Genomic DNA, 25,077 nt, shown 5'->3' with positions numbered 1-25,077 from the left:
TATTCAGTCCTGCCTCAAACACTCAATCGGCAGCAGCCTGGACGCCCTTCGCGCCGGGTAGTAACCAAAGAAGATGCCCACCGCGCTGGCAAAGCCCACGGCCACCAGGATGTGCTTGAAGGCCAGCACCATCTCGAACTTGCCGGTGGCGTTGACGCCGGCCACGCCCAGCGCCGCCAGGGCGAGGCCGATCAGGCCGCCCAAGACGCAGAGCAAGACGGCCTCACCCAGGAATTGCCACAGCACATCGCGCGGCTTGGCGCCTATGGCCATGCGGATGCCGATCTCGCGTACCCGCTCGCTCACACTGACCAGCATGATGTTCATGATGCCGATGCCGCCCACCAGCAAGGAGATGGCGCCGATCACGCCCAGGCCCAGCGACAGGCCGGTGCCAATGGCCGCGCCGGTCTTGGCGATGCTGGCCAGGTCGGTGATGGCGAAGTCGTCCAGCTTGTCGCCGGTGATGCGGTGGCGGTCGCGCAGCAGCTCGGCCACATCGAGCTTGGCGTCTTCCATGCCGCCGGCCTCCTTGACCTGCAGGCTGATGTAGTGCACCAGGCCGGGCCGCGCCAGGCGCAGCGGCATGGCGCTGATGGGCACCAGCACCAGCTCGCCCAGCTCGGTGCCGTCCAGGGTACGGCCCGAACCGCCCATCACGCCGATGATGGTGAAGGGCTGACCATCCATGCGCAGCACCTGGCCCAGGGGGTCGCGGCCGGCGTAATGGTCGGCCGCCAACTTGGAGCCGATCACGACCACCCGGTTGGCGGCTTGCACATCGCGCTCGTCCAGGGCCACGCCGGACTCGACCCGCCAGTTGCGCAGGCTGATCATGGCGGGCGTCACGCCCAGCACCGTCTGGTTGCTATTGCTGTCGCCGTATTGCAGCTGGAAAAAGCCTTGCAAGGCCGGCGCCGCGCCCTTCAAGGAGGGCAGCTTGGCCAGGGCACGGGCGTCATCCACCGTCAGGTTCGGCACCTCGCCGCTGCGCCTGCGCACACCGCCGCCGTCAACCGGCGTGCCGGGCTGCACGATGAGCTGATTGCTGCCCAGTACCGACAGCTCTTTGGCGATGAAGTTGCGCACCCCATCCCCAACGCTCAACATCATCAGCACCGAGGCGATGCCGATGACCACGCCCAGCATGGTCAGGGCGCTGCGCAGGCGGTTGGCGTTCAGGGAACGCAGGGCTTCGAGAAAGATCTGGGCGGCGTTCATAGATGAGCCTGTTCTGAGGGTGCACCGTCAAACGCCACCCGTCCGTCCTTCAGACGCACCAGGCGCTTGGCCTGCAAGGCCACATCGGGTTCGTGGGTGACCAGCACGATGGTCAGGCCCATCTCGCGGTTGAGGCGCTCCAGAATGGCCAGCACCTCGACCGTGGTCTGCGTGTCCAGATTGCCGGTGGGCTCGTCGGCCAAGAGCAGCGGCGCTTCATTGGCGAGCGAGCGGGCAATCGCCACCCGCTGCTGCTGGCCGCCGCTGAGCTGATTGGGCATGCGCTTGGCCAGCTCGCCCAGGCCCACCTGGGTAAGCAGGGTTTGCGCCCGCGCCCGCGCCACGCTGCGGCTCTTGCCCGCGTAGATCAGGGGCAGGGCCACGTTGTCGAGCACGCTCATGCGCTTGAGCAGATTGAAGCTCTGGAACACAAAGCCGATCTCGCGGTTGCGCAGGGCCGCGTGCTCGGCCGTGGAGAGCTGGCTGACGTCGCGCCCCTGCAGCAAGAGCCGGCCCTCGTCGCAGCGGTCCAGCAAGCCCATCAGATTCATCAAGGTGCTTTTGCCCGAACCGCTGGAACCCATCAGGGCCAGGTAGTCGCCGCGCTGCACGCTCAGATCGATGCCGTGCAGCACGGGCGTCACGACATCGCCCGTGCGGTAGCTCTTGGTGATGCCATGCAGGGCCAGCACGGCGGTGTTCTGGCTGGCAGCGCTCACAAGCCGTCCTTGCTGCCGTCCTTGGGAATGCGGCGGGTGATGACCGCATCGCCGCGCTTCAGATTACCGCTGAGCAGCTCGGTGAACTTGGTATTGGAGATGCCCACCGTGACCTCATGCGCCGTCAGGCGCTGCTCCTTGTCCACCGTGTAGACCTTGTAGACGCGCGAGCTGCCGCGCAAGGTGGAGAGCACGCCGTCGTCGTCGGGCCGATTGACGGGCGCCGAGGCCGCTGATGCAGCCGCCGCCGGGGCCGAGGCCGCCCCTGCCGCAGCCGAAGCCTTCAGCTCTTCTTCCGTGGGCACGAAGCGCAGGGCCGCCGTGGCCAGGCGCAAGGCCTTGGGCCGCTGGGCCACGACGATGCGGGTCTGCGCCGTCATACCGGGTTTGAGCTCGCCATCCTCATTGGGCACATCGACGATCACCGTGTAAGTGACCACGCCCTGGGTGTTGGTGGCATTCAGCCGGAACTGCTGCACCTTGCCTTCGAATTCGCGGTTAGGAAAGGCGTCCACCACAAAGCGCACCGGCTGGCCTTCGCGCAGCAGGCCCACATCGGCCTCGGAGACATTGGTCTGGATGACCATCTGGCGCAGGTCTTTGGCGATCAGGAACAGCTCGGGCGTCTGGAAGCTGGCGGCCACGGTCTGGCCCACGTCCACGCTGCGCTTGATGACCACGCCATCCACCGGTGAGCGGATCACGCTATTGCCCAGATCGGTCTGGGCCGCGTCCAGCTGGGCGCGGCTGAGCTCCACCTGGGCCAGGGCCGCATCCAGCTCGCGCTTGCTCTGGTCGCGCTGGGGCAGGGACAGAAAGCCCTTGGCCACCAGGGCCTCGTTGCGCTCGAAGTTGCCGCGTGCAAACGCCACCTGGGCCTCGGCCGAGCGCATGCCGGCACGGGCCTGACGCACGCGGGCCTCGAAATTGGCCGGATCCAGGCGTAGCAAGACCTGACCCTTGCTGACCTTGTCATTGAAGTCCACCAGGCGCTGGGCCACCGTGCCGCTGACCTGGGAGCCCACCGTCACCACCGTCACCGGCTGCAAGTTACCGTTGGCCATCACCACCTGGGTGATGGCGCCCTCGTCGATCTCGCTGCTGCGGAACTGGGCCGGCTTGGGCGCGTGGGCGGCCTGCTGCTTGGCCCACCAGCCCCCGCCCCCGAGCACGGCCAATGCGATCAAACCCAGGCTCAGGCGTTTTTTCATACGAGTCAAAGCAAGCTCCCTATCCCAAGCAAAATCAGTTGGGTCGCAGTATCGTTGTGCCTCGAGCGATCTACCCAAAGTCATGGCTAGGTGGAATCACCGAGGGTCAAGTCTTGCCCTATCTCGGGTTGTAGCAAGCCAATGCAAGAATCAAAGGTCAAATCTCACAAACCCATTGCCGAGAGGCTTGCACATGGTTGTTCTCCACACCCCTCGCCTGCGCCTGGAGCCCTTGACGGACGCCCACCTCGAAGGCCTGCACCGGCTCAATAGCGACCCGGAGGTGATGCGCTACATCACCGGCAGACCCGACACCCTGGCCGACAGCCAGCTGATGATCGAGCGGGTCAAGGCCCGCTGGGCGGAGTGGGGCTATTCCTGGTGGGCCTTCATCGAGCTGGCCACCGGCGAGCTGATCGGCGCGGGCTGCATCCAGCATCTGGGCCGGGTCAAGACCGGCCCGCTGGAAATCGGCTGGCGCCTGCGGCGTGAGCGCTGGCACCAGGGCCTGGCCTCGGAGGCCGCCGAGCGCATGGCCGACTTCGCCTTCGAGGACTTGCGGGCCGACTCGCTGTGCGCCGTGCGCATGGCCGCAAACCAGGCCTCGGGCAAGCTGATGGAACGGCTGGGCATGCATTACACGGGCATGGAGCACTGGTACGACATGGACATGGCCCGCCACGATATGAGCCGCGCAGATTGGTTGTTAACACGCAAACGGCGCCAATCACTGCGCCCCTGATTCCGCCTTCGCGGGCTTGGGCACCAGTCTCACCAGCGCCCTGTCTGGCCAGGCCGAGTCGTGCAGGGGCGCCCGGTAGTCGCGCAGGGTTTTGCCCAGCCGCAATGGCAGCTCCCGCCCCTCATATGTCAAGGTGGCCGCCTCAAGCAAAAAGGGGCTGAGGCTTGGCATCTCAATTCGGCCCGAGTTGCAGGCCCCGCCCGCCATGGAAAACGCCATGCGCATCAGGGCTGGCACCTCGTCCTTCTCCATGGCCCAGAACACCTCGCATTCGAGTCGCAAATCCCCCAGATAGCGCTGTTCAGGGCTGCTGCCCTGGGTTTCGACGAGAGGGCGTATCAGCAGCTGTTTGTGGGAGGCCAGAATCTGGCCGCTCGTCACACCGCTCACTTCGGCAGGCAGTACAAAAGTCCCGTCGTCTGCAAGCGGCAGTGCAAAGTCCGCCGCCTCGGTTTGCAGCTGCAACCGGGTTTGGCCTGCAGCCTTGGCGTCGCCAGTTCGATGGCGTATCTGCCAGCGCAGGCTCATCGCATCGGTACGTCGCGCCGAGCGCTCGAACGCTTGCCTGCCTTTGTTCAGCTTCTCCAGGCTCGCCAAGATGGTGCCAGACACTCCTTGAATGGACACCGGATTCAACTGAATAGGCTGCTCCTCAGCCTGGCTCCGCAAGGGCAAAGCCAGTGCTGCCAATACCAACAGGCCCACCGGCGCAGCCGCGATTCGATACTTGGATTTCATATTCACTTTGACAAATTCGTATCTATTGAGAAAGCTTCAAACCTGCCGAGCCTTCAACAGAGACCGGGCTCAGCACAACTGGCGACTCCTCGGCAGCATGGCCCGACGGGGTGAAATCCAGCGCGGAAACCAGCGCCATGCGACGCGTCCCTTTCATCGTCATGGGTGTGTGCTTCTCAATCTTGCGTGTGGTGGATCGAATCACCAGAGTGACGACCCTGGTCAAGAATCATTGCACCAAGACCCATGCAAACCTGATCTAGATAACCCTCAATTCGCGCTAACCAATTCGGCATGCGCACGCTCATTTTTCTGACCTTGTTGGCAAGCTCACGCCCGTGGCATGACGCCAAGCCTCGCACGCCATAGAATTTCTATTCATATTTCATTCAAATCCAGCATGGCCGAGACCTCTCGCGAGCAGCAAATTGTCCTGGCGGCGCTGGCCGCCCAGGGGCTGCTATCGAGCGCTCAAATGCAGCAATTGCTGGGGAAAAGCCAGCCCAGCGTGTCGCGCTTGCTGGCTGAAATGAGCGCTGCGGTATTGCCTCTGGGGCGTGGCAAATCGACGCTTTACGGCTTGCCGCTTTCTATTCACGGGCGGGCCGCGCAGCAGCAGATTTTCTGGACCACGGCCAGCGGCCAGACCCAGGAGTTCGGCCGCCTCAGCCTGCTGGCCGGGCAGTTGCTCCACATCGAATCGCCCTGGATCAAATGCACACCCTCCCGAGCCCTGCCCTGGTTTTTGAGCCCGGTCCAGGCGCAGGGTTTTCTGGGCCGCTTGCTGGCCGGGCAGTTGCAAGGCGCTGGGTTGGACAGCAACCCCGAGCGCTGGGGACTGGCCGACATCTTGTTCGCGGCCCTGCACCTGCCCAATGCCAGCGGTGCCCTCTCGCTGGGCGATGCGGCGTCTGAGCAACTGGCAAGCGGCCCGAGTCCGGGCCCAAGCCCAAGCTCATTACCCAGGCGCCTGAATCTGCAAGCCGCCGCGCTGGATCAACTGGCCCAGGACATCGCCCGCACCCTGCCCGCGGGTTCATCGGCGGGCGGTGAACAGCCCAAGTTCCTGACGCAGATGCCCTCGGGCAAGCAGGTGCTGGTGAAGTTCACCCCACCCCGCGGCACGCCTTTTGGCGAGCGCTGGCATGACCTGCTGCATGCCGAGCAATTGGCCAGTCAGCTGTTGCAAGAGGCTGGCATTGCGGCGGCGGCCACACAAATCATCGAAAGCCCGCTGCGCAGCTATCTGCTGAGCGAACGCTTTGACCGCGTGGGCGCGCAAGGGCGGCGCCATGTGCTGGCGGTGGGCGCGGTCCACCAGGGTTTTGTAGCCGATGCCTATCAAAACTGGGCCCTCACCAGCGCCGCGCTGGCGCGCCAGAAGCGCTTGCCCCGGCCCCAGGCCGAGCAGGCCGCCTGGGCGCTGGCCTTCGGACGCCTGATCGGCAATACCGATATGCATGCGGGCAATCTGAGTTTTTTTGTCGAACTGCAAGACCTGGCCCGAGGCCGCTTCACACTCGCGCCCATCTACGACATGCTGCCCATGCGCTGGCGGCCCAATCCGACCCTGGGCGGCTTGCCGGACTACCAGGCCATCGCCCCCGATACCTGGGCCTTGCAGAGTCCGGCCGCGCCCTGGGCACGCCGGTTCTGGCTGCGCCTGAGTGAACAAGGCGCGGTCAGCCCGGGTTTGCGCAAACTGGCCAAGGCCATGGCGGCTACCATTCCCGCATGATCTCCTCCCTGGACCTTGCCCTGCTCTATCTGATCGCCGCCGTTTTGAGCGTGGTGGTCTGCCGCAGCCTCAAATTGCCGCCCATGCTGGGCTATCTTGCTGCGGGGGTGCTGATCGGGCCGCATGCCCTGGCGCTGTCGGGCGACACGGCCGATGTGCATTACCTGGCCGAGTTCGGCGTGGTCTTCCTGATGTTTGTGATCGGGCTGGAGTTCAATCTGCCCAAGCTGCGCAGCATGCGCCAGTTGGTCTTCGGCCTGGGCCTGCTGCAGGTGTTGCTGACGATTCTGGGCGCCATCTTCGGCAACTGGGCCCTGGACCATGTGTTTGCCTGGTTTGGCGTCGAGTGGGATCTGGGTTGGAAGGGCGCCCTGGTGCTGGGCGCGGCCATGGCCATGAGCAGCACGGCCATCGTGGTCAAGCTGATGGCCGAGCGCCTGGAACTGGAGAGCGAGCATGGCAAACGCGTCATCGGCGTGCTGCTGTTCCAGGACCTGGCCGTCGTGCCCTTGCTGGTGATGATCCCGGCCTTGAACAGCAGCGGCTCCGAGATGGCCCAATCCCTGGCCTGGGCGACCTTGAAGGCCGGCCTGCTGCTGACCCTGCTGCTGGTGGGCGGGCAGAAGCTGATGCGCTGGTGGCTGACCCTGCTGGCCCGCCACAAGAGCGAAGAGCTGTTCATGCTCAATGTGCTTCTGGTCACGCTGGGCCTGGCCTGGCTGACCGAGCATGCGGGCCTGTCCCTGGCCCTGGGCGCTTTTGTGGCCGGCATGCTGATCGCCGAGACCGAGTACAAGCACCAGGTGGAGACCGATATCCGGCCCTTCCACGATGTGCTGCTGGGCCTGTTCTTCATCACCATAGGCATGAAGCTGGACTGGCGCCTGCTGCTGGCGCAATGGCCGCTGGTGCTGCTGCTGAGCATCTTCCCCATCGCCGCCAAGTTCGCCCTCATCACCGGCCTGGCCAAGCTCTTCAAGGCGCCCACCGGCGTGTCGCTGCGCACCGGCCTGTTTCTCGCCCAGGCGGGCGAGTTCGGCTTTGTGCTGCTGACCCTGGCCGGCCAGCACCAGCTGATCCCGACGCAGTACGTCAGCCCCATACTCGCCAGCATGGTGCTGTCCATGCTGGCCTCGCCCATCCTCATCATGTATAGCAACCGCATCGTGATGAAGCTGTCCGCCAGCGACTGGATGCTGCAATCCCTGCAGCTGACCAGCATCGCCAAGAAGGCGATCAAGGCCGACGCCCACGTCATCATCTGCGGCTATGGTCGCAGCGGCCAGAACCTGGCCCGCTTGCTGGACGGCGATCACATCCCCTATATGGCCCTGGACCTGGACCCCGACCGCGTGCGCCAGGCCGCCGCCGCCGGTCAGAGCGTGGTGTTCGGCGATGCCGCCCGGCTGCAAAGCCTGATGGCCGCCGGCCTGGCCCGTGCCAGCGCCGTGGTGGTCAGCTACCCCGACACCGCCTCGGCCCTGAAGATCCTGCACCTGGTGCATTCGCACGCGCCCCAGGTGCCGGTGGTGGTGCGCACCATCGACGACAGCGATCTGGAGCGCCTGCGCGCCGCCGGCGCCACCGAGGTCGTGCCCGAGGCCATCGAGGGCTCGCTGATGCTGGCCAGCCATGCCCTGGCCCTGGTGGGCGTGCCGATGCGGCGGGTGATCCGCCTGACCCGTGACGCACGGGATGCGCGTTACGGACTCTTGCGCGGCTACTTCCACGGCGCCGATGACGACAGCTCCGAAGACCTGCACCAGGCCCGCCTGCGCTCCGTCACCCTGCCCACGGCCAGCCCCTACGCCCAGCAGGCCCTGGGCCAGCTGGCCCTGCATGCCACCGGCGTCTCGGTGGTGTCGGTGCGACGGGCCAATGGTGCGGTGGTGCATGCTGATGACGAGTTACTGCTGCAGGGTGGCGACACCCTGGTCCTGTCGGGCGTGCCCGAGGCCTTGGCCCTGGCCGAAGAGAAGCTGCTGCGCGCTTGAGCGCGGCAATAACGCGCCAAATATGCGCATTAGTTCACGCAAAGGGTCGCGGCGGCGCTGCCACCCCTGCGATAGGGGGTAACCCTGAAAGCGCTCAGCACGGAAACTGCGGCCACGCCATCTGCACAACCGGAGCCCCTTTTGAAAGTTCAGCGCCCAGTCCCTCGCCTCGCCACCACCCTCGCCCTGCTGGCCGCCTGCGCCGGCGCACAAGCCGCCCCCATCACACTCAGCGGCTATTCACTCGGCTCCGAGAACATCGACACCAGCATGTCGAACACGGTTACGGTCGGCCAGTTCAAGGGCAGGGCGAACCTGGGTACCGGCACGCAGGACTTCCTGACCTTCTGCACCGAAATCTCCCAAGGCTTCAACTGGAACACCAGCTACGACTACGCCCTGGTGGCGAACGGCTCGGCCCGGGGCTTCAGCAACAGCCAGGCCGATCTGCTGGGCCGGCTCTACACCGTGGCCGGCGACATCGACAGCAAGACCAAGAGCGTGGCCTTCCAGCTCTCCGTCTGGGAAATCCTCTACGACACCAGCAACCGCCTGAGCCTGGGCAGCGGCAACTTCTTGCTGGACTCCGGCGGCAGCAGCGCCGTGCGCAACCAGGCCGCCACTTGGCTGAGCGGCCTGGCCGGCGTCAGCAGCGACTACCAGGTGCAAAGGCTTTACAGCGCCAACGCCCAAGACCTCATCTTCGCCACGCACAAGCCAAGGCCCGACTCCTCCAACCAGGTGCCCGAGCCCGCCAGCTGGGCCCTGGGCCTGACGGCGCTGGCCGCCATGGCCCTGGTGCGCCGCCGGACCCGCAAGGCCTGAGCACCCAAGCTGGGCTCAGATCACCGGCGAGGGGTCGTCGCGCAAGGGGCGCTCCCCCTCCACCATGCCCTGGTGGTGGCTGAGAAAGACCCGGCCCTCGAACCAGCGCTGCCAGCCGCTGGCGCGCAGGCGGTCCAGCACCGGGCCCTTGACCTCGGACAAGTCCAGGCGCCGGCCCTGCTGCATGAGGCCGGCATGCAGCTCGCGCAAGGCCTCCAGGCCGCTGAAGTCGATGCTGTTCACCGGCGACATCAAGAGCAGCACCCGGCGCACCTGCGGCTGGGTCTGCAGATAGGCTTGCACCGCATCGCTCAGGCCCCGCGCATTGGTGAAGACCAGGCTCTCGTCGATGCGCAAGCCCATCACATCGGGCTGGCACTCGACCGCATGCCGATCCACATTGCGGTAATGCTCGGTGCCGGGCACCCGGCCAATCTGCGCCACATGCGGGCGGGCGCTGCGCTGCAAGAGCAAGGCGATCGAGCCCAGCACGCCCAGCCCCAGGCCGACGGCCAGATTGACGCCCAGCACCGTCAGGCAGACCAGCAGCATCAGCAAGGCCTCGGGCCGCGCATAGCGCCAGGCCTCGACAAAAAGCTGCAACTTCAGGCCCGACAAGACCGCCACCAGAATGGTGGCCGACAGCACCGCCTTGGGCAGCCAGGCCAGCGGCGCGGCCAGCAGAACCATGGCCAGACCCATGAAGAGCGCCACAAAAGCACCGCTCAAACGGCTGCGACTGCCCGCGTCCTGCAGCAGGACGCTGCGCGAAAAACTGCCCCCCACCGGCATGCCGCCGCTGAAGGCCGCCATGAGATTGGCCGCCCCCAGGCCGCGCAGCTCGGCCGCCGGATTGACCCGCTCGCCACGCCTGCGCGCCAGCGACTCCGCCACCACCAGGCTGCTGACATAGGCCATCAGCGCCAGCAGCAAGGCATGCGGCAGCAGGGCCAGCCACAGGGCGGCATCCAGGCGCGGCAGGCTGGGCCGCAGATCCAGCGGCGGCAAGCTGCCCAGCAAGGTCACGCCCTGGGAGCGCGCATCGGTCAGCCAGGCCAGGCCCATAGCCGCTAGCAGCAAGCCCAGCGGTGCCAGCCGCGCCAGGGTGGGGGGCAGCCAACGCCGGCCCGCCAGCAAGAGCGCACAGGCGCCCAGGCCGTAAGCCAGGGTCAGGTCTTGCCAGACCAGGCCATGAGCCCAAAATTCCCGGATGAGTGATGGCAGATCCACGCCCTGGGCCGGGCTGCCGATCAGCACCGGCAGCTGGCTGATGGCGATGCTCAGCGTCGCCCCGGTCTCGAACCCGTAGAGCACCGGCACCGAGAGCAGGGAGGCCAGGGCGTCCAGACGCAGGGCGGCGGCCAGCAGCAGGATCAGGCCCATCTCGGCCGCCAGCACCAGCGCGCCCTCGGCCGGGCTGACCCCGGCCGGCAGGCCGCCCAAGGCCTGGGCAATCATCAAGGCCAGCACGGCCACCGGCCCCACGGCCAGCACCGGGCTGGAGCCCAGGGCGGCATAGGCGAACAAGGGCAGCAGGCTGGCGTAGAGGCCGATCTGCGGCGGCAGGCCGGCCAACATGGCATAGGCCAGGCTTTGCGGGATCAGAAGCACGCTGACGACAAAGGCGGCCAGCACATCCTCACGCACATGGGGTTGGCGCAGGCGCGTCTGCAACGATTCAAGCGGGGTCTTCATCGGCGCCATTGTCGGCACAAATCAGGTGGTGTCAGGGTGGGCCCAGGACCTCGCGCAGATGCACCCGGCCCGAACTGCAAGCGAGCTCGAAGTCGGCCTCGATCTGCTGCAGGGCCGCGCCGTCCTGCGCCTGCACGGCGGCAATGCCCAGTGCCCGGTTGCGGCCCTTGGCCTTGGCCATGTACAGCGCCTTGTCGGCCCAGTTGACGGCCTGCTCCCAGTGCAAGGGCTGTTGGGTGGGCGGCAGCGGGAAATGCGCGAAGCCGATGGAGGCGGTCACGCGCAGAGGGCCGCCGCTGCTTTGCACCGGCGCCTCACCTATGCACATCAGCACCCGCTCGGCCAGCTGGCCGAGCTGTTCAGGGCTCACGCCGGCAGAGAAGACCAGAAACTCCTCGCCGCCCCAGCGCACCACCAGGTCCTGCTGGCGCACGGCATGGCTGATGCGCCGCGCCACCTCGCAGATCACGATATCGCCCACGGCATGGCCGTACTCGTCGTTGACATGCTTGAAGTGGTCGATGTCTATCATCAGCAGGGCGCCCTGGAAGCCGCGCTGCGCCTGCTGCTCCATCACCGCCAGAAAATGCCGGCGGTTGGCCAGATCGGTCAGCGGGTCGCGTTCGCTCTGGGCCCGCAGCAAGGCCTCGTTGGCCTTCAGGCGCCGGTTGGCGGCGCGCACCCGGCGCACCATCACGGCGCTCAGGGCCAGGGACAGCAGCAGCAGGGCCGCCACCGCCACCACCACCTGCTTGAGCAGTTGGCGGTTGCCGAGTTGCTGGTCCTTGAGGCTGTTGTCGCGCGCCAGCAGCTCCAGATCGCGCTGCTTGCGCTCGCTGTCGTACTTGAGCTGCAGCTGCTGCAGGGCGGCTTCGCGATTGCGGGCATTCACCTGGGCGCTGAGCTTGCGCTCCTCGTGGTAGATGGCCATCGCCTCCTTGGCCCAGCCGGCCTCGGCCATCGCCTCGCCCAGCTCGCGCAGCTCCAGCATGCGCAGGTTCTGATCCGGCTGGCCCAGGCGCAGCTCGTCCAGCCGGGCCACTTCGCGCCTGACCTTCTCCTGCTGACCCAGCTGCACATAGGCCACCGAGAGGTTGTGGCGCAGCGTGCGCTCGATGCGCAGATCGTGGCGCTGCAGGGCCAGGGGCAGGGCCTCCAAGGCCACCTCCACCGCGCGGCCCGCCCGCCCCTGCCGCAGCAAGGTGTCCACCTGGTTGGCGCGGATCTGCACGATCAGGCGTTCGGCCCCCGCCTGCTCGGCAAAGGCCAGGCCGTCTTCCAGCGCCTGCAAGCGGGTCGGCAGATCGCCACGGTGCGAGGCCAAGGTACTTTCGTAGACCTTCACCTGGGCCATGGCTTGCGCATCGCCCTGGGCCGTCTGCAAGGCCTGCACCAGCCAGCGCCGCGAGGCCTCGCCCTGGTCCTGCGCATGGGCCAGCAGGGCCAGCGAGCCCATGCTGATGGCGCTCATATATGCATCGGCCCCGGCCTCGGCCAGCTCCAGGCCGTAGCGGGCCGTGGCCTCGGCCAAGGGCAGGGCGCCTTCGTTGCGCTGCTTGCGCTCCAGCACCCGCAAGGCATACCAGATGCTGCGGAAGTCGCAGCCCTTGGCGATGCTGGCGCGCAGCTGGCTGCGCACACAGTTTTTTTCCAGGCCGTCCACGGCACGCTGGGCCAGCTGGGCGGCGGGCTGGGGCTGACCCTTGCGGTCGGCCAGCTCGGCCCGCAGCAGGTCCAGGCGGTGGCTGAACAAGGGGGCGCCGGCCAGGCTATTGCCCAGTCTTTCGGCCGTGGCGAAATCGGCGGCCTGCACCGCGATGCGGGCTTCGACCCAGCGCAGCAGCAACTGATATTCGGCGTTAGCCGGATCGGCCTGCAACTGGCGTAGGCCGAGCAAGGCCTCGTCCGGCCGGTCGTAGGCGCGGCGCAGCAAGGGGGCGAGGCGGGCGTCCAGCTTGGGATCGGCGGCCGCATCGGCGCGCAGCTCGGCCAGCGCCGGGGCTTGCTGGTCCGCCATGAGGCCGGACTCCGTCGCTTGCGCCGGCAGGCCGGCCAGGGCCAGCAGCAGGCCGCAAGCCAGGGTGAAGGAAGCACGCGACGCCAGGCTCACGCCGCCGTCTCCAGCACCGGCCCCTGCAGGGTTTGCAGGCTGATCTGCCCGCCCTGCCAGGAGGACTCCATCTGCGCCGCCAGCTGCTGCAGCTGCGGCTCATCGCGGGCCTCTATGCTTTCGACGCCATAAGCCCTGTTGCGGCCATGGGCCTTGGCCAGATACATGGCCGTGTCCACCAGGTCGATGGCGCGCTCCCAGCTGGGCAGCAAGCCATGCGGCTGGATGGGCAGGCAGGCAAAGCCGATGGAGGCCGTCACCCGGATGGTCTCGCGGCCATGCAAAACGGGCTGGCTGGCGATCTGGTCCAGCAGGCGCTGGGCCAAGGCCTTGGCTTCGCCGGGCGCATGGGCGGCCACCAGGATCAAGAACTCCTCGCCGCCCCAGCGCACGACCAGATCCACCTCGCGCAGCGTGGCCCGCAGGCGCTTGGCCACCTCCACCAGCACGCTATCGCCCGCGGCATGGCCGAAGTTGTCGTTGATGCGCTTGAAATGGTCGATATCGATCAGGAACAGCGTGCCGCTGAATTCGCCATCCTCGGCTTGGCGTTTGATGGCAGCCTGGAAAAACCGGCGATTGGCCAGGCCGGTCAGCGGATCGCGTTCGCTCTGGTGCCGGAGCGCCTCGTTGCTGCGCGCCAGTGCGGCATTGGTCTTGAGTATGCGCTGGTAGGCCAGGCCCAGCAGCACCGAGGACAGGACCACACAAGCCCCCACGGCCGCCCACAGCTTGATCTGCAGATCGCGGGCGCGCAGCTGCTCGGCCTTGAGGCTGTTGTTGCGGCCCAGCAGCACCAGCTCCTTGGCCCGGCGCTCGTCGTCATAGCTGGCCTGCGTTTCCAGCATGGCCTTGCGGGTGTCGGCGCGCAAGGCCTGGTCGGCCCAGCGGCGGTGCTGGTGATAGGCATTGACGGCGCCGCCCAGGTCGCCGGCCCGCTCCAGATATTCACCCAGCTCCAGCCAGCCCACGGCCGCCTCGCCGGCCGCTTCCTGGCGTTCATCCTCGGCAATCACCGCCAGCACCTCGCGCCGGCCTTCCAGCACCCGCTTTTGCGCAATCTTGGCCAGGCCGATGTTGTAGCGGGCCACCGCCTCGGCCACCTTGTCCTTGGTCGCCAGGGCCAGGGGCAGGGCCTCCTCGGCCAGCTGCTGAGCCTGGGCGTAACGGCCGCGCTTGAGCAGCAGGTCGGAGTGATTGCTCAGGGCCAGGGCCAGCAGTTTCTCCGACCCCGTCTGGCGTGCGAATTCCTGGGTCTGCACAGAAACTTGTTCGGCCCGGTCCATCTCCCTGCGCTCGCTGAAAACGATGGCGCGGACATTGCTCACCGTGTACATCAGCAGCGGGTCCGGGTCTTTCAAGGCCTCGGCATGCGCCTCTTCAATGGTCTGCAACGCCTGCTCGAGATACTGGGACTGCACATAGCCATAGGCCAGATTGGCGAGGGTAAAAGCCCGGCGCCAGGAATGCCCCATCTGATCGCCAAGCTTGAGCGCTTCATGGCCGGCCGCAACCGACCCGTCGAAATTGCCCAGATCGGTCTGCGTGCTTTGCATGAAATTGTGGCAACGCCACAGCAGGCGCCGCGGCGCATTGCTGCTGGAGAAGGCCGGCAGGGCCGACAGCGACTGCAGGCCCAGGCGACGCTCGCCGCGCATCACCAGCATCTCGCCCTTCACATAGCCATAGCTCAGCTGCGCCAGGCTGGCCCAGCGCCCTTCGGGCCAGGCCTGCAAGCTCAGCAAAATCTGCTCGACCAGAACATCGTCATGCGCGCGGGCGGCATAGGCGCCGCGCAAGGTCAACACCTCCAGGCGTTCCAGGCTGCCGACAGCGGTGCGCAGCTGCAACTCGCGCAAGGCTTTTTCGCTGGCCGACCCTTGGCTGAGGCCGACCCGCTCGATGGCCTCGAAGGCCTGGACAAAGGCCGCGTCCTCCAATTGGTCGGGCGGCAGTTCGGCGAGCTGAGGCGCGCTGGCGGTGTGCGAGGCGGGCGGCGGAGACCCGGGCTTGCAGGCCGCGATCGGGCCCAGCAGCCCCAGCAGCAGCAGGGCGCGGGCCAGGGTTCTCACCCTGCCGGGCGCGGCCAAGCCGGGCGAGTGCCCAGGATCAAGTCGACCAGACCCAGCAATGAAGCAGCAAGCCATGCTCATTCGTACGAATATCGGCGGCGTTGGCCTTGGCTTGACAGAGCAGATGCGCTTGAATGTGCAGTAATTGTCAAACCGGCAAGCGCACATCCTAGGGCATGGAGGGCCGGCGGCGACGCGGCCAAGGGCCGACCGCGGGTTTACCGCGAGTCGGTCTGTGCGGCTGGCGTTGCGCCCAGGCCATAAGCAGGCCCCCAGCCCGCGAGAGGCCGGGTGTGGGGCCAGGGCAGCAGCGTTTGCGGCCGCCCTGGTGCAAGCTCAGGCGGCCAGATCGGCCGTGGTGGCTTCCTGGTAGCCGCGTGGCACGGCACCCAGCAGGCGCCGGGTGTATTCCTGCTTGGGCGCGTGCAGCAGGGCTTGCGTTTCGTTCTGCTCCACCACATCGCCGTTCTGCATCACCAGCACCTCGTCGGAGATGAATTTGACGACGGCCAGATCGTGGCTGATGAAGATGTAGGACAGACCGAACTCGTCCTGCAAATCCTTCAGCAGATTGAGCACCTGGGCCTGCACCGACACGTCCAGCGCCGAGACGGCTTCGTCCAGCACCAGCACCTCGGGGTTGAGCGTCAGGCAGCGCGCGATGGCGATGCGCTGGCGCTGGCCGCCGGAGAACTCGTGCGGATATTTGCCCAGCACGCTATCGTCCAGGCCCACCTTCTTCAGCAGGGCGCTGGCGCGGGCCAGGCGCTCGTTGTAGTCCTTGCCAATGGCGTGAATCTCCATCGGTTCGACCAGGGTCTGGGCGATGGTGAAACGCGGGTTCAGCGAGGCATAGGGGTTCTGGAACACCACCTGGATGCGGCGGCGCATCTTCTGCCAGTCATTGCCGCTCAGCTTGAGCAGGTCCTGGCCCTCGAACAACACCTCGCCGCCGGTGGGCTCGTGCAGGCGCAAGAGCGTCAGGCCCATGGTCGTCTTGCCGGAGCCGGACTCGCCCACCACGCCCAGGGTATAGCCCTTGCGCAGCTTGAAGGACACTTCCTTGACCGCCTTGAATTCCTTTTTGCCGAACAGGCCGCTGCCGAAGAAGAAGCTCTTCTTCAGGGCCCGGGCTTCCAGAATCACCGGTGCGTCCGGGTCCTTGGGCTTCTCCTGCACGGCGGCCTTGCCCTGGCCCATCTGCTTGGCGATGTGATCGTCGATCACCATCAGCCGCGCCGGATTCTCCGTCAGGCTGGGGCGGCAGGCCAGCAAGGCCTTGGTATAGCTGTCCTGCGGGTTCTTGAAGATGTCGGCCACCGGGGCCTTCTCGCGGATCTCGCCATGGCGCATCACCACCACCTGGTCGGAGATCTCACCCACCACGCCCAGATCGTGCGAGATGAAGAGCAAGCTCATCTTGTGCGTTTCCTTGAGCTTGGCCATCAGCTCCATCACCTGGCGCTGGATGGTCACGTCCAGCGCCGTGGTGGGCTCGTCGGCGATCAAGAGCTTGGGCGAGCAGGCCAGGGCCACGGCAATCATCACCCGCTGCTGCTGGCCGCCCGACATCTCGTGCGGATAAGCACCCAGGCGGCGCTTGGGCTCGGGGATGCCGACCTCATTGAGCAGTTCCTCGGCACGCACGAGGGCCTGCTTCTTCGTCATGCCCATATGCTTGATCAGCGGCTCCATGATCTGGTCGGCCACCGTGAACACCGGGTTGAGCGAGCTCATCGGGTCCTGGAATACGCAGGCGATGTCGCGGCCACGGATGGCTTGCAACTCAGGCAGCCTGGTCTGCAGCAGGTCGCGGCCCTGGAACAGGATCTTGCCCTGGCGCTCGGCGTTCTCGGGCAGCAGATTGAGGATGGACATGGCGGTCACGCTCTTGCCCGAACCCGACTCGCCCACCAGGGCGACGGTGGAATTCTCCGGCACATCGAAGCTGACGCCCTTGACGGCCAGGGTGCGCTGCATTTGGCCGTTAGCACGGCCCATGCGGAAGGCGACTTTTAAATCTTGAATGCTCAACAACATGGCTTACTCCAAGCCTCTCAATTTCGGATCCAGCGCATCGCGCAGCGCGTCGGTGAACAAGGCAAAAGCCGTCACAAACACCGCCATCACCGCCGTCACGGCGGCCAGCTGCCACCAGTAGCCGAGGATCAGCTCGCTCTGCGATTCGCTCAGCATGGTGCCCCAGGAGACCTGGTCCACGCCCACGCCCAGGCCCAGATAGGACAGGATCACCTCGCTCTTGATGAAGCCCACCACATGCAGGCTCAGCTGCACCAGGGCCACGTGCGAGACATTGGGCAGGATGTGCTTGAACATGCGCGAGAACTTGCTGGCGCCAATCGCCTCGGCCGAACGCACATACTCGCGCGCCGAGTGTTTCATGAACTCCGCACGGATCAGGCGGTAGATGCCGGTCCAGCCGGCCAGGCCCAGAATCATCACCACCGACAGCACGCCGCGGCCGAAGATCACCGCGAAGGCGAAGATCAGCAAGATGCTAGGGATGGCGGTGAAGACGTTGTAGACCCACTCCAGGAAGTCGCCAACCTTGCCGCCGAAAAAGCCCGACAGCGCGCCCAGCACGGTGCCGATGATGGTGGCCACCACGGCCGCCAGCACACCCACCAGGATGGAGACTTCCGCGCCCTTGATCACCTTGGCCAGCACATCGCGGCCCAGGCGGTCGCCGCCCAGGGGCAGGGTCTCGGCCTTGACGGTGACCTCGGTCTTGTAGCTCTTGGCGCGCTCTTCCCACTCGGCGTATTTGGGCGCCAGTGGGTCGATATCGCTCAGGTCCACATTCGGGCCCTTGGGCGTGGCCAGCACGCTGTTGGCCTCGGCGGGTGCGGGGCCAACAAGCGTCGGCGGCGCATTGGGTACGCCCACTTCCTTCTGCCAGTTCTTGGCGATCAGGCCGGTGCTGGAGGCGATCACCAGCAGCAGGAAGAAGCCCACGATGACCATGGACACCATGCCCACCTTGTCGGCACGCAGACGGCGCCAGGCGGCGGACCAGACGCCTTCGGACTTTTGCGCGGCCCGTGGGGCGGCGGAGTTATTGGACATGACTGCACTCATTTAAGCACCACGCGCGGATCCACCAGCTTGTACAGCAGGTCAGTAATCAAGTTCACAACCATGGTCAGGAAAGCGATATAGATCGCAAAGGCCTGAATCACCGGATAGTCGCTGCGGTTCACCGCCAGCAGGATCTCGCGGCCCAGGCCGGGGATGGAGAAGAACACCTCCAGCAGAAAGCTACCCACGAACACGCCCGGCAGCGCCACCGAGATATTGGTCATGATGGGGATCATGGCGTTGCGCAGCACATGCTTGAGCAAGATGGTGCGCTCGGTCAGGCCCTTGGCACGCGCGGTGCGCACATAGTCATGACCGATCTCGTCCAGGAAGAAGGTGCGGTACAGCCGGGTGTAGGGCGCGATCGCCACCGCCACGGCCACGAAGATGGGCAGGGGCGCGTAGGTGGTGAGATTGGTCCAGAAGCTATCCGTCCAGCCCTGCACCGGGAACCAGCCCAGGCGGAAGGCGAACACATACTGACCCACGATCACATAGACCAGCAGCGAGATGGACACCGCCACCGTGCTCAGAATCATCACCGTGCGGTCGGTCAGGCTGCCGCGCACATAGGCCACGGCCAGGGCGAAGGGAATCGCCAGCAGCACTTCCAGGATCAGGATGGGCAGCATGACGGTCAGCGTGGCCGGCAGGCGGCTGGCAAACAGGCTGGAGACCGGCTCATTGGTGGCCCAGCTCTTGCCCCAGTCAAAGGTGACGATCTGCTTGATGAAGATCAAGAGCTGTTCCCAGACCGGCTTGTTCAAGCCCAGTTGCTCGCGGATCGCGTTGATCTGCTCGGGGCTGGCGTTCAAGCCACCCATGATTTCTGCCGGGTCACCCCCGAAGTACTTGAAAAGAAAAAACACCAGCAGCACGACGCCGAGCAAGGTCGGAATCATTTGCCACAAGCGCCTGAACAGGTAGGCCACCATTGCTACGGGTCTCCGGGTATCAGATCGCGAAAAGCGAAATTGAAAGGCTTGCTCAAGCCGGCACCCGCTTGTGATGGGGCCAGGGCTCAAGACAGCTTCATGAAAGAAATGTGGCGCGAGTCTAGTCGACGGCGCGGCCCAAAAGCCCTGGCATTTATCCGAGGGCCCCGAATTCATCGGCTCTGTGGGCGGCGTTCGCCCACACAAACCCCGCCGTGGCACTAGACTGCGCGCTGCGCGCAGGGCCACGAGTTCTGTCGTCTCATCCTCTATTCCAAGAATGAAACCCGTGAACAAAGCCCGTCCGGCTCACCCGACCCGGCCCCAAGCCATGCACAAGACCCGCTCCACCGTCCAGCCCCCCGCCCGCCGCCTGGGCCTGCAAAAATTGATGGCCTGCCTCAGTTTTTCTGTGGCTGCCACTGCTGTGTTTGCCCTGGGCAGCGGCAGCGCGCTTGCGCAAACCGCGGCGGCGCCCAGCAGCGAGCCCAAGATCCTGCGCTATGCCTTCCGCGTGGCCGAAACCGGCTTCGACCCGGCGCAGATCTCCGACACCTATTCCAAGACCGTGGCCGCGGGCATCTTCGATGCTCCACTGAAATACGAGTACCTGGCCAAGACGCCCAAGCTGCTGCCCAACACCTTGGTGGCCATGCCCGAGATCTCGGCCGACTTCAAGACCCTCACCTTCGAAGTCAAACCCGGCATCTATTTCAATGACGACGAGGCTTTCAAGGGCAAGAAGCGCGAGCTGACCGCGGCCGACTACGTCTACGCCATCAAGCGTCACTACGACCCGCTGTGGAAGAGCCCCAATCTCTATCTGCTGGAGAACGTCAAGATCCTGGGCCTGTCTGAGCTGCGCCAGAAGTTAATGAAGGCCAAAAAGCCTTTTGACTACGACCAGCCGGTGGAAGGCCTGCAGGAGCTGGGCCGCTACAAGTTCCAGATCAAGCTGGGTGTGGGCGACCCGCGCTTCGTCTACCAGTTTGCCGACCATGCCTTCCTGGGCGCCGTAGCCCGCGAGGTGGTGGAGTTCTATGGCGACAAGATCATGGCCCACCCGGTGGGCACCAATGCCTGGGCATTGGCCGAGTGGCGCCGCAGCTCACGCATTGTGCTGGAGAAGAACCCGAACTTCCGCGAGGAGTACTACCGCGAGCAAGTCCCCGCCGACAAGCCCGAACTGGCCGCCCAGGTCAAGGCCTTGCAAGGCCGCCGCATCCCCCTGATCGACCGGGTGGAGATCGCCATCATCGAAGAAGCCCAGCCGCGCTGGCTGTCCTTCCTCGGCAGCGAAGCCGATGTCTTGCCCGAGGTGCCGTTTGAGTTCGCCGGCATCGCCTTCCCCGGCGACAAGCTGGCCCCCAATCTGGCCAAGCGCGGCATACAGATGACCCGCTTCATCTACCCCGAAATCGCCCTGTCCTACTTCAATATGGAAGACCCGACGGTGGGCGGCTACACGCCGGAGAAGATCGCGCTGCGCCGCGCCATCTCCCTGGGCATGGAGGTGGACAAGCAGATCCGCCTGGCCCGCCGCGGCCAGGGCATTCCGGTACAGGGCCCATCCATTCCCGGTGTGTTCGGCTATGACACGGCCTTCAAGTCGGAGATGAGCGAATACAACCTGCCCAAGGCCAAGGCCTTGCTGGACCTGTACGGCTATACCGACAAAAACGGCGATGGCTGGCGCGATATGCCCGATGGCTCGCCCCTGCGCATCGAATATGCGACCCAACCCAATAGCGAAAGCCGCCAGTTGGTCGAGCTGTGGCACAAGGGCATGGACGCCTTGAAGATCAAGATGGTGTTCAAGTCTGCCAAATGGCCCGAGAACCTCAAGTCCGCCAATGCCGGCAAGCTGCAGATGTGGGGCGTTAGCTGGGTGGCGAGCACGCCGGACAACGATACCTTCCTGGCCTTGGGCGACAGCAAGAGCAAAGGCAATAAGGCCCGCTTCAATCTGCCGGCCTATGATGCGCTCTACCAAAAACAAAAAGCCCTGCCCGACGGCCCCGAGCGCCTGGCCATCATGCGCGAAGCCCAGCGCATGATGATTGCCTATATGCCCTACAAGATGGACATCCACCGCATCTTCACCGATATGTCACAGCCTTGGGTCAAGGGCTATGAGCGCAATGTTTTTGTGCGCACCTTCTGGAACTATGTGGACGTCGACGCCGAGGCTCAAAAGGCCTTCCTGAAGTAAGAACCAAGCCTCCGCGCCGGCCGCAGCACCAGGCGCTGGCAACAGGATTTGCCTCTTGATGAAAAAGAAGACGCCCATCTTGTCCCGCCTGCTGCTGCCCTTGAGCTTGGCGCTCTTGCTCACCTTGCCAGTGCAGGCCGCGGAGCCTGCCGCCGCGACCAGTGCACCCAAGGTCTTGCGCTACGCCTTCCGCGCCGCCGAGACCAGCTTTGATCCGACCCAGCTCACCGACATCTACTCCCGCGTCATCACCGCCCATGTGTTCGAAACGCTCTATGCCTACGACCACCTGGCCCGGCCCATCCAGATACACCCGCTGATCGCCCAGGCCCTGCCCGAGATCAGCCCTGACTTCAAGACCTTCACCATCCGCCTGCGGCCCGGCATCTTCTTCGCCGCAGACCCGGCCTTTCAGGGCCGGCCGCGCGAGCTGAGCGCGCGGGACTTCGTCTACAGCTTCAAGCGCTTTGCCGACCCGCGCAACAAAAGCCCTAACTGGGCCGCTTTTGAAGAGGCCGGCCTGCTGGGCCTGGCCGAGCTGCGCCAACAAGCGATCAAGAGCGGCAAGGCTTTTGACTACGCACACGAGATCCCCGGCCTGCGCGCCCTGGACCGCTACACCTTGCAGCTCAGGACCGCCCAGCCGCGCCCGCGCCTGCCGGAACTGATCCTGACCGGCAACGATCTCTACGGCGCCGTGGCGCGCGAGGTGGTGGAGTTCTACGGCGACAAGATCGGCGAGCACCCGGTGGGAACTGGCCCCTTTGTACTCAAGTCCTGGCGGCGCTCCTCGCAAATCGTGCTGGAGCGCAACCCCGCTTACCGTGAGCGTTACTACGACGCCCAGCCCGCTGCCGACGATGCAGAGGGCCAGGCCTTGCTGGCCCGCTTCAAGCAGCGCCGCCTGCCCATGGTGGACCGGGTGGAGGTCGCCATCATCGAAGAGCAGCAGCCGCGCTGGCTGTCCTTTCTGAACGGCGAGCATGACTATCTGGAGCAACTGCCCGAGGACTTCATCAACCAGGCCATGCCCGGCGGCCATCTGGCCCCCAATCTGGCCATGAAGGGCATGCGTGCCTTCCAGACCGTGGGCTCGGACGTGACGCTGACGGCCTTCAATATGGAGGATCCGCTGGTGGGTGGTTACGCGCCGGCCCAGGTGGCCTTGCGCCGCGCCATCTCCCTGGCCCTGGACATTCCGCGCGAGATCCTGCTGGTGCGGCGCGGCCAGGCGCTGCAGGCGCAAAGCAATATCGCCCCCTACACCACCGGCTATTCGGCCAGCTTCAAGAGCGATATGGCCAGCCACGACCTCGCCCGCGCCAAGGCTTTGCTGGATATGTATGGCTATCTGGACCGCGATGGCGACGGCTGGCGCGAGCGCCCCGATGGCAGCCCCCTGATCTTGCTGCGCAATAGCCAGTCGGACTCGCAATACCGCCAGTTGGACGAGCAGTGGCAAAAAGCCATGAACGATCTGGGCCTGCGCCTGGAGATCAAGATCGCCAAGTGGCCCGAGAACCTCAAAGCCGCCCGCGCCGGCCGCTTCATGAGCTGGAGCGTGGGCTCGCGCGCCTCCCAGCTCGATGGCCAGAACGCCTTGCAAAGGCTTTATGGCCCGGCCAGCGGTGGGCAAAACCTCGCACGCTTCAATCAGCCCGAGTTCAACCGCATCTACGAGCAGATGCAGGGCATGGCGGACGGACCGGAGCGCGAAGCCCTGTTCCTGCAAGCCAAGCGCATCGCCGCCGCATACCTTCCGTACAAACCCCATGTACACCGGCTTTACACCGATTTAGGCCAGTCTTGGCTGTTAGGCTACCGGCGCCCCGTGTTCTGGCTGGATTTCTGGCAGTACGTGGACATCGATCACAGCAAGCGCCCCTAAAAATCCCCAGCCATGATGAAGCACCGATCACAAACCCGCCGGCCTTTTTTTGCAAGCCTCGCCCGCCATGGATTTGTGATCGCGGCCTTCGGCAGCGGACTGCTGCTAACGCCGCTGGCCCAGGGCGGCGAGGCCAAGCCGGCAGCGCAAGACGAAAAGGTGCTGCGCTATGCCCTCAAGACGGCCGAAACCGGCTTTGACCCGGCCAAGGTGCAGGACCTCTATTCCCGCATCATCACCCAGCATATTTTTGAAGGCCTCTACACCTTCGACTACCTGGCCCGACCCTTCAGGCTCAAGCCCCTGACGGCGGCCGCCCTGCCCGAGCACAGCGCCGACTTCAAGACCTGGACGATACGGATCAAGCCCGGTATCTACTTCGCCGCGGACCCCATCTTCCAAGGCAAGCAGCGCGAGCTAACGGCGCAAGACTACGTCTACAGCTTCAAGCGCTTTGCCGACCCACTGACCAACAGCCCCACCTGGGACGGCCTGGAAGAGCAGCATCTGCTGGGCTTGAACGAGTACCGCGCCGAGATCGAGAAGAGCAAAAAGCCTTTCGACTACGACAAGCCCATCCCCGGCCTGCTGGCCCTGGACCGCTACACCTTGCAGCTCAAGCTGGCCGAGGCCCGCCCCCGCCTGCCCCAGCTGCTGGCCGACGGCAGCCTGCTGGGCGCCGTGGCGCGCGAGGTGATCGAGGCCTATGGCGACAAAAGCATGGCGCATCCGGTGGGCACCGGCCCCTTCAAGCTGGGCCACTGGCGGCGCAGCAGCCTGATCGAGCTGGTGCGCAACCCCGACTATCGCGAGCGCTTCTACGACGCCGAACCGAATGCCGACGATGCCGAAGGCCAGGCCTTGCTGGCCCGCTTCAAGGGCCGGCGCCTGCCCATGCTGGACCGGGTGGAGGTGGCCATCATCGAAGAGAACCAGCCGCGCTGGCTGAGTTTTCTGAACGGCCAGTTCGACCTGCTCTACACCCTGCCCGAGGACTTCACCTCGCAAGCCATTCCCGGCGGCAAGCTGGCACCCAATCTGGCCAAAAGAGGTATGCACTGCTATACGGTGGTGGCCTCGGATGTGCTGTTCACCGTCTTCAATATGGAGGACCCGCTGCTCGGCGGCTTTGAGCCCGGCCATATCGCCCTGCGCCGCGCCATCTCCCTGGCCACCCAGGCCGAGCGTGAGATTCAAATTGCCCGCCGCGGCCAGGCCATCAGCGCACAGTCCATCATGCTGCCCCACACCACCGGCTACGACGCGCAGTTCAAGAGCGAGAACGGCGATTTCGACCCGCAACGCGCCCGCGCCCTGCTGGACCTCTACGGCTATGTGGACCGCAACGGCGACGGCTGGCGCGAGCAGCCCGATGGCAGCCCTTTGCTGCTGGAAAGCCTGACCACGCCGGACAGCTTCCAGCGCCAGGTGGATGAAATCTGGGCCAAGAGCCTGGCCCAGATCGGCCTGCTGGTGAAGTTCAAATCGGCCAAGTGGCCGGAGAACCTGAAGAGCTTGCGCGCCGGCAAGTTCCAGATCTGGTCCCTGGCCAGCTCCGCCTCTTCGCCCGATGGGCAGGACGCTTTAGGCTTTTTCTACAGCCCCCGCATCGGCGGGCAGAACTACGCCCGTTTCAATCTGCCCGCCATGGACAAGCTGTACGAGCAGGCCAATGCGCAAGCCGACGGCCCCGAGCGCGAGGCGGTGTTCCGCGAGGCCAAGCGCCTGGGCGTGGCCTACGCGCCCTACCGCGCACGCGGCCACCGCCTGATCACCGACATCGCCCAGCCCTGGCTGATCGGCTACCGCCGCCCGCAGTTCGCGCTGGACTGGTGGCAGTTTGTGGACGTTGACAACAACCAAAAACCTTGATGCCAA

The 25,077-nt window shown here is 65.5% G+C and carries 18 protein-coding genes; 7 read left to right on the top strand and 11 right to left on the bottom strand.

Going from position 1 to position 25,077, the window contains the following annotated elements:
• Nucleotides 1–3: 3 nt before the first annotated feature.
• Genes HNP55_RS05410 through HNP55_RS05400 form a run of 3 tightly spaced genes read right to left on the bottom strand, consistent with a single transcriptional unit; the run spans nt 4 to nt 3,151 of the window.
• The gene (locus HNP55_RS05410; protein WP_246448208.1) at nt 4–1,221 is read right to left on the bottom strand and encodes an ABC transporter permease; all 1,218 of its coding nucleotides are present in this window, start codon (nt 1,219–1,221) and stop codon (nt 4–6) included.
• Nucleotides 1,218–1,940, bottom strand: a complete 723-nt coding sequence (locus HNP55_RS05405) for an ABC transporter ATP-binding protein (protein WP_348648667.1) — start codon at nt 1,938–1,940, stop codon at nt 1,218–1,220. The genes HNP55_RS05410 and HNP55_RS05405 overlap by 4 nt, the downstream gene beginning before the upstream one ends.
• Complete coding sequence (locus HNP55_RS05400) at nt 1,937–3,151, bottom strand: efflux RND transporter periplasmic adaptor subunit (RefSeq protein ID WP_246448207.1); 1,215 nt, start codon at nt 3,149–3,151, stop codon at nt 1,937–1,939. Before HNP55_RS05400 ends, HNP55_RS05405 begins: the two co-directional genes overlap by 4 nt.
• A 193-nt stretch (nt 3,152–3,344) precedes the next feature.
• Here HNP55_RS05400 and HNP55_RS05395 point away from each other — a divergent pair, with 193 nt between their 5' ends.
• Entirely contained in the window at nt 3,345–3,893 is a 549-nt protein-coding gene (locus HNP55_RS05395) for a GNAT family N-acetyltransferase (RefSeq protein ID WP_184296981.1), read from the top strand.
• Here the strand turns inward: HNP55_RS05395 and HNP55_RS05390 are convergent.
• Together HNP55_RS05390 and HNP55_RS05385 are read right to left on the bottom strand one after the other, a co-directional pair.
• Nucleotides 3,879–4,637 (bottom strand): hypothetical protein, encoded by a 759-nt coding sequence (locus HNP55_RS05390; protein ID WP_184296979.1) that lies wholly within the window; start codon nt 4,635–4,637, stop codon nt 3,879–3,881. The two genes, HNP55_RS05395 and HNP55_RS05390, sit on opposite strands and share 15 nt — an antisense overlap.
• A 16-nt stretch (nt 4,638–4,653) precedes the next feature.
• Nucleotides 4,654–4,794: a hypothetical protein gene (locus HNP55_RS05385; protein WP_184296977.1), complete on the bottom strand. Its 141-nt coding sequence runs from the start codon at nt 4,792–4,794 to the stop codon at nt 4,654–4,656.
• Nucleotides 4,795–5,031: 237 nt separating this feature from the next.
• Between HNP55_RS05385 and HNP55_RS05380 the strand changes: the two genes are divergently transcribed.
• The 3 genes from HNP55_RS05380 (at nt 5,032) to HNP55_RS05370 (ending at nt 9,188) form a co-directional block, all read left to right on the top strand.
• Nucleotides 5,032–6,369 (top strand): HipA domain-containing protein, encoded by a 1,338-nt coding sequence (locus HNP55_RS05380; protein ID WP_184296975.1) that lies wholly within the window; start codon nt 5,032–5,034, stop codon nt 6,367–6,369.
• Nucleotides 6,366–8,363 (top strand): cation:proton antiporter, encoded by a 1,998-nt coding sequence (locus HNP55_RS05375; protein ID WP_184296973.1) that lies wholly within the window; start codon nt 6,366–6,368, stop codon nt 8,361–8,363. The genes HNP55_RS05380 and HNP55_RS05375 overlap by 4 nt, the downstream gene beginning before the upstream one ends.
• Before the next feature lie 141 nt (nt 8,364–8,504).
• Nucleotides 8,505–9,188, top strand: a complete 684-nt coding sequence (locus HNP55_RS05370; protein WP_184296971.1) for a PEP-CTERM sorting domain-containing protein — start codon at nt 8,505–8,507, stop codon at nt 9,186–9,188.
• Between the two features lie 15 nt (nt 9,189–9,203).
• Here the strand turns inward: HNP55_RS05370 and HNP55_RS05365 are convergent, their stop codons facing one another.
• From HNP55_RS05365 to HNP55_RS05340, 6 genes are all read right to left on the bottom strand, one after another.
• Nucleotides 9,204–10,883: a SulP family inorganic anion transporter gene (locus HNP55_RS05365; protein ID WP_184296969.1), complete on the bottom strand. Its 1,680-nt coding sequence runs from the start codon at nt 10,881–10,883 to the stop codon at nt 9,204–9,206.
• Nucleotides 10,884–10,914: 31 nt separating this feature from the next.
• Nucleotides 10,915–12,993, bottom strand: coding sequence for a diguanylate cyclase domain-containing protein (locus tag HNP55_RS05360; protein ID WP_184296967.1), 2,079 nt, complete (start codon nt 12,991–12,993; stop codon nt 10,915–10,917).
• On the bottom strand, nt 12,990–15,065 hold the full coding sequence (locus HNP55_RS05355) for a diguanylate cyclase (protein ID WP_184296965.1): 2,076 nt from the start codon (nt 15,063–15,065) through the stop codon (nt 12,990–12,992). Before HNP55_RS05355 ends, HNP55_RS05360 begins: the two co-directional genes overlap by 4 nt.
• 336 nt (nt 15,066–15,401) lie before the next feature.
• The gene (locus tag HNP55_RS05350) at nt 15,402–17,105 is read right to left on the bottom strand and encodes an ABC transporter ATP-binding protein (RefSeq protein WP_184296963.1); all 1,704 of its coding nucleotides are present in this window, start codon (nt 17,103–17,105) and stop codon (nt 15,402–15,404) included.
• A gap of 3 nt (nt 17,106–17,108) precedes the next feature.
• Nucleotides 17,109–18,152 carry an ABC transporter permease gene (locus HNP55_RS05345; protein ID WP_184296961.1) on the bottom strand — a complete coding sequence of 348 codons (1,044 nt, stop codon included), beginning with the start codon at nt 18,150–18,152 and terminating at the stop codon, nt 17,109–17,111.
• Between the two features lie 8 nt (nt 18,153–18,160).
• Nucleotides 18,161–19,099, bottom strand: coding sequence for an ABC transporter permease (locus HNP55_RS05340; protein WP_184296959.1), 939 nt, complete (start codon nt 19,097–19,099; stop codon nt 18,161–18,163).
• A 289-nt stretch (nt 19,100–19,388) separates the two neighbouring features.
• Between HNP55_RS05340 and HNP55_RS05335 the strand changes: the two genes are divergently transcribed.
• Genes HNP55_RS05335 through HNP55_RS05325 form a run of 3 tightly spaced genes read left to right on the top strand, consistent with a single transcriptional unit; the run spans nt 19,389 to nt 25,071 of the window.
• Entirely contained in the window at nt 19,389–21,311 is a 1,923-nt protein-coding gene (locus HNP55_RS05335) for an ABC transporter substrate-binding protein (protein ID WP_348648666.1), read from the top strand.
• Between the two features lie 58 nt (nt 21,312–21,369).
• A complete protein-coding gene (locus HNP55_RS05330) occupies nt 21,370–23,199 on the top strand; it encodes an ABC transporter substrate-binding protein (protein WP_184296957.1) in 1,830 nt (609 codons plus the stop codon).
• 12 nt (nt 23,200–23,211) lie between these two features.
• Nucleotides 23,212–25,071, top strand: coding sequence for an ABC transporter substrate-binding protein (locus HNP55_RS05325; RefSeq protein WP_246448206.1), 1,860 nt, complete (start codon nt 23,212–23,214; stop codon nt 25,069–25,071).
• Nucleotides 25,072–25,077: the final 6 nt, after the last annotated feature.

The organism is Roseateles oligotrophus, from assembly GCF_014204525.1.
In the GTDB taxonomy this organism is placed as follows: domain Bacteria; phylum Pseudomonadota; class Gammaproteobacteria; order Burkholderiales; family Burkholderiaceae_C; genus Paucibacter_A; species Paucibacter_A oligotrophus_A.
The sequence above is the reverse complement of the archived record's forward strand: the minus strand, read 5'-3'. Positions and strand labels throughout refer to the sequence as shown.

What these genes read in the sequence shown, in the direction of transcription:
- HNP55_RS05365 (WP_184296969.1), bottom strand. Translation starts at nt 10,883, where the DNA reads ATGAAGACCCCGCTTGAATCGTTGCAGACGCGCCTGCGCCAACCCCAT.
- HNP55_RS05395 (WP_184296981.1), top strand. Translation starts at nt 3,345, where the DNA reads ATGGTTGTTCTCCACACCCCTCGCCTGCGCCTGGAGCCCTTGACGGAC.
- HNP55_RS05375 (WP_184296973.1), top strand. Translation starts at nt 6,366, where the DNA reads ATGATCTCCTCCCTGGACCTTGCCCTGCTCTATCTGATCGCCGCCGTT.
- HNP55_RS05380 (WP_184296975.1), top strand. Translation starts at nt 5,032, where the DNA reads ATGGCCGAGACCTCTCGCGAGCAGCAAATTGTCCTGGCGGCGCTGGCC.
- HNP55_RS05345 (WP_184296961.1), bottom strand. Translation starts at nt 18,152, where the DNA reads ATGTCCAATAACTCCGCCGCCCCACGGGCCGCGCAAAAGTCCGAAGGC.
- HNP55_RS05400 (WP_246448207.1), bottom strand. Translation starts at nt 3,151, where the DNA reads ATGAAAAAACGCCTGAGCCTGGGTTTGATCGCATTGGCCGTGCTCGGG.
- HNP55_RS05325 (WP_246448206.1), top strand. Translation starts at nt 23,212, where the DNA reads ATGATGAAGCACCGATCACAAACCCGCCGGCCTTTTTTTGCAAGCCTC.
- HNP55_RS05410 (WP_246448208.1), bottom strand. Translation starts at nt 1,221, where the DNA reads ATGAACGCCGCCCAGATCTTTCTCGAAGCCCTGCGTTCCCTGAACGCC.
- HNP55_RS05385 (WP_184296977.1), bottom strand. Translation starts at nt 4,794, where the DNA reads ATGACGATGAAAGGGACGCGTCGCATGGCGCTGGTTTCCGCGCTGGAT.
- HNP55_RS05350 (WP_184296963.1), bottom strand. Translation starts at nt 17,105, where the DNA reads ATGTTGTTGAGCATTCAAGATTTAAAAGTCGCCTTCCGCATGGGCCGT.
- HNP55_RS05340 (WP_184296959.1), bottom strand. Translation starts at nt 19,099, where the DNA reads ATGGTGGCCTACCTGTTCAGGCGCTTGTGGCAAATGATTCCGACCTTG.
- HNP55_RS05330 (WP_184296957.1), top strand. Translation starts at nt 21,370, where the DNA reads ATGAAAAAGAAGACGCCCATCTTGTCCCGCCTGCTGCTGCCCTTGAGC.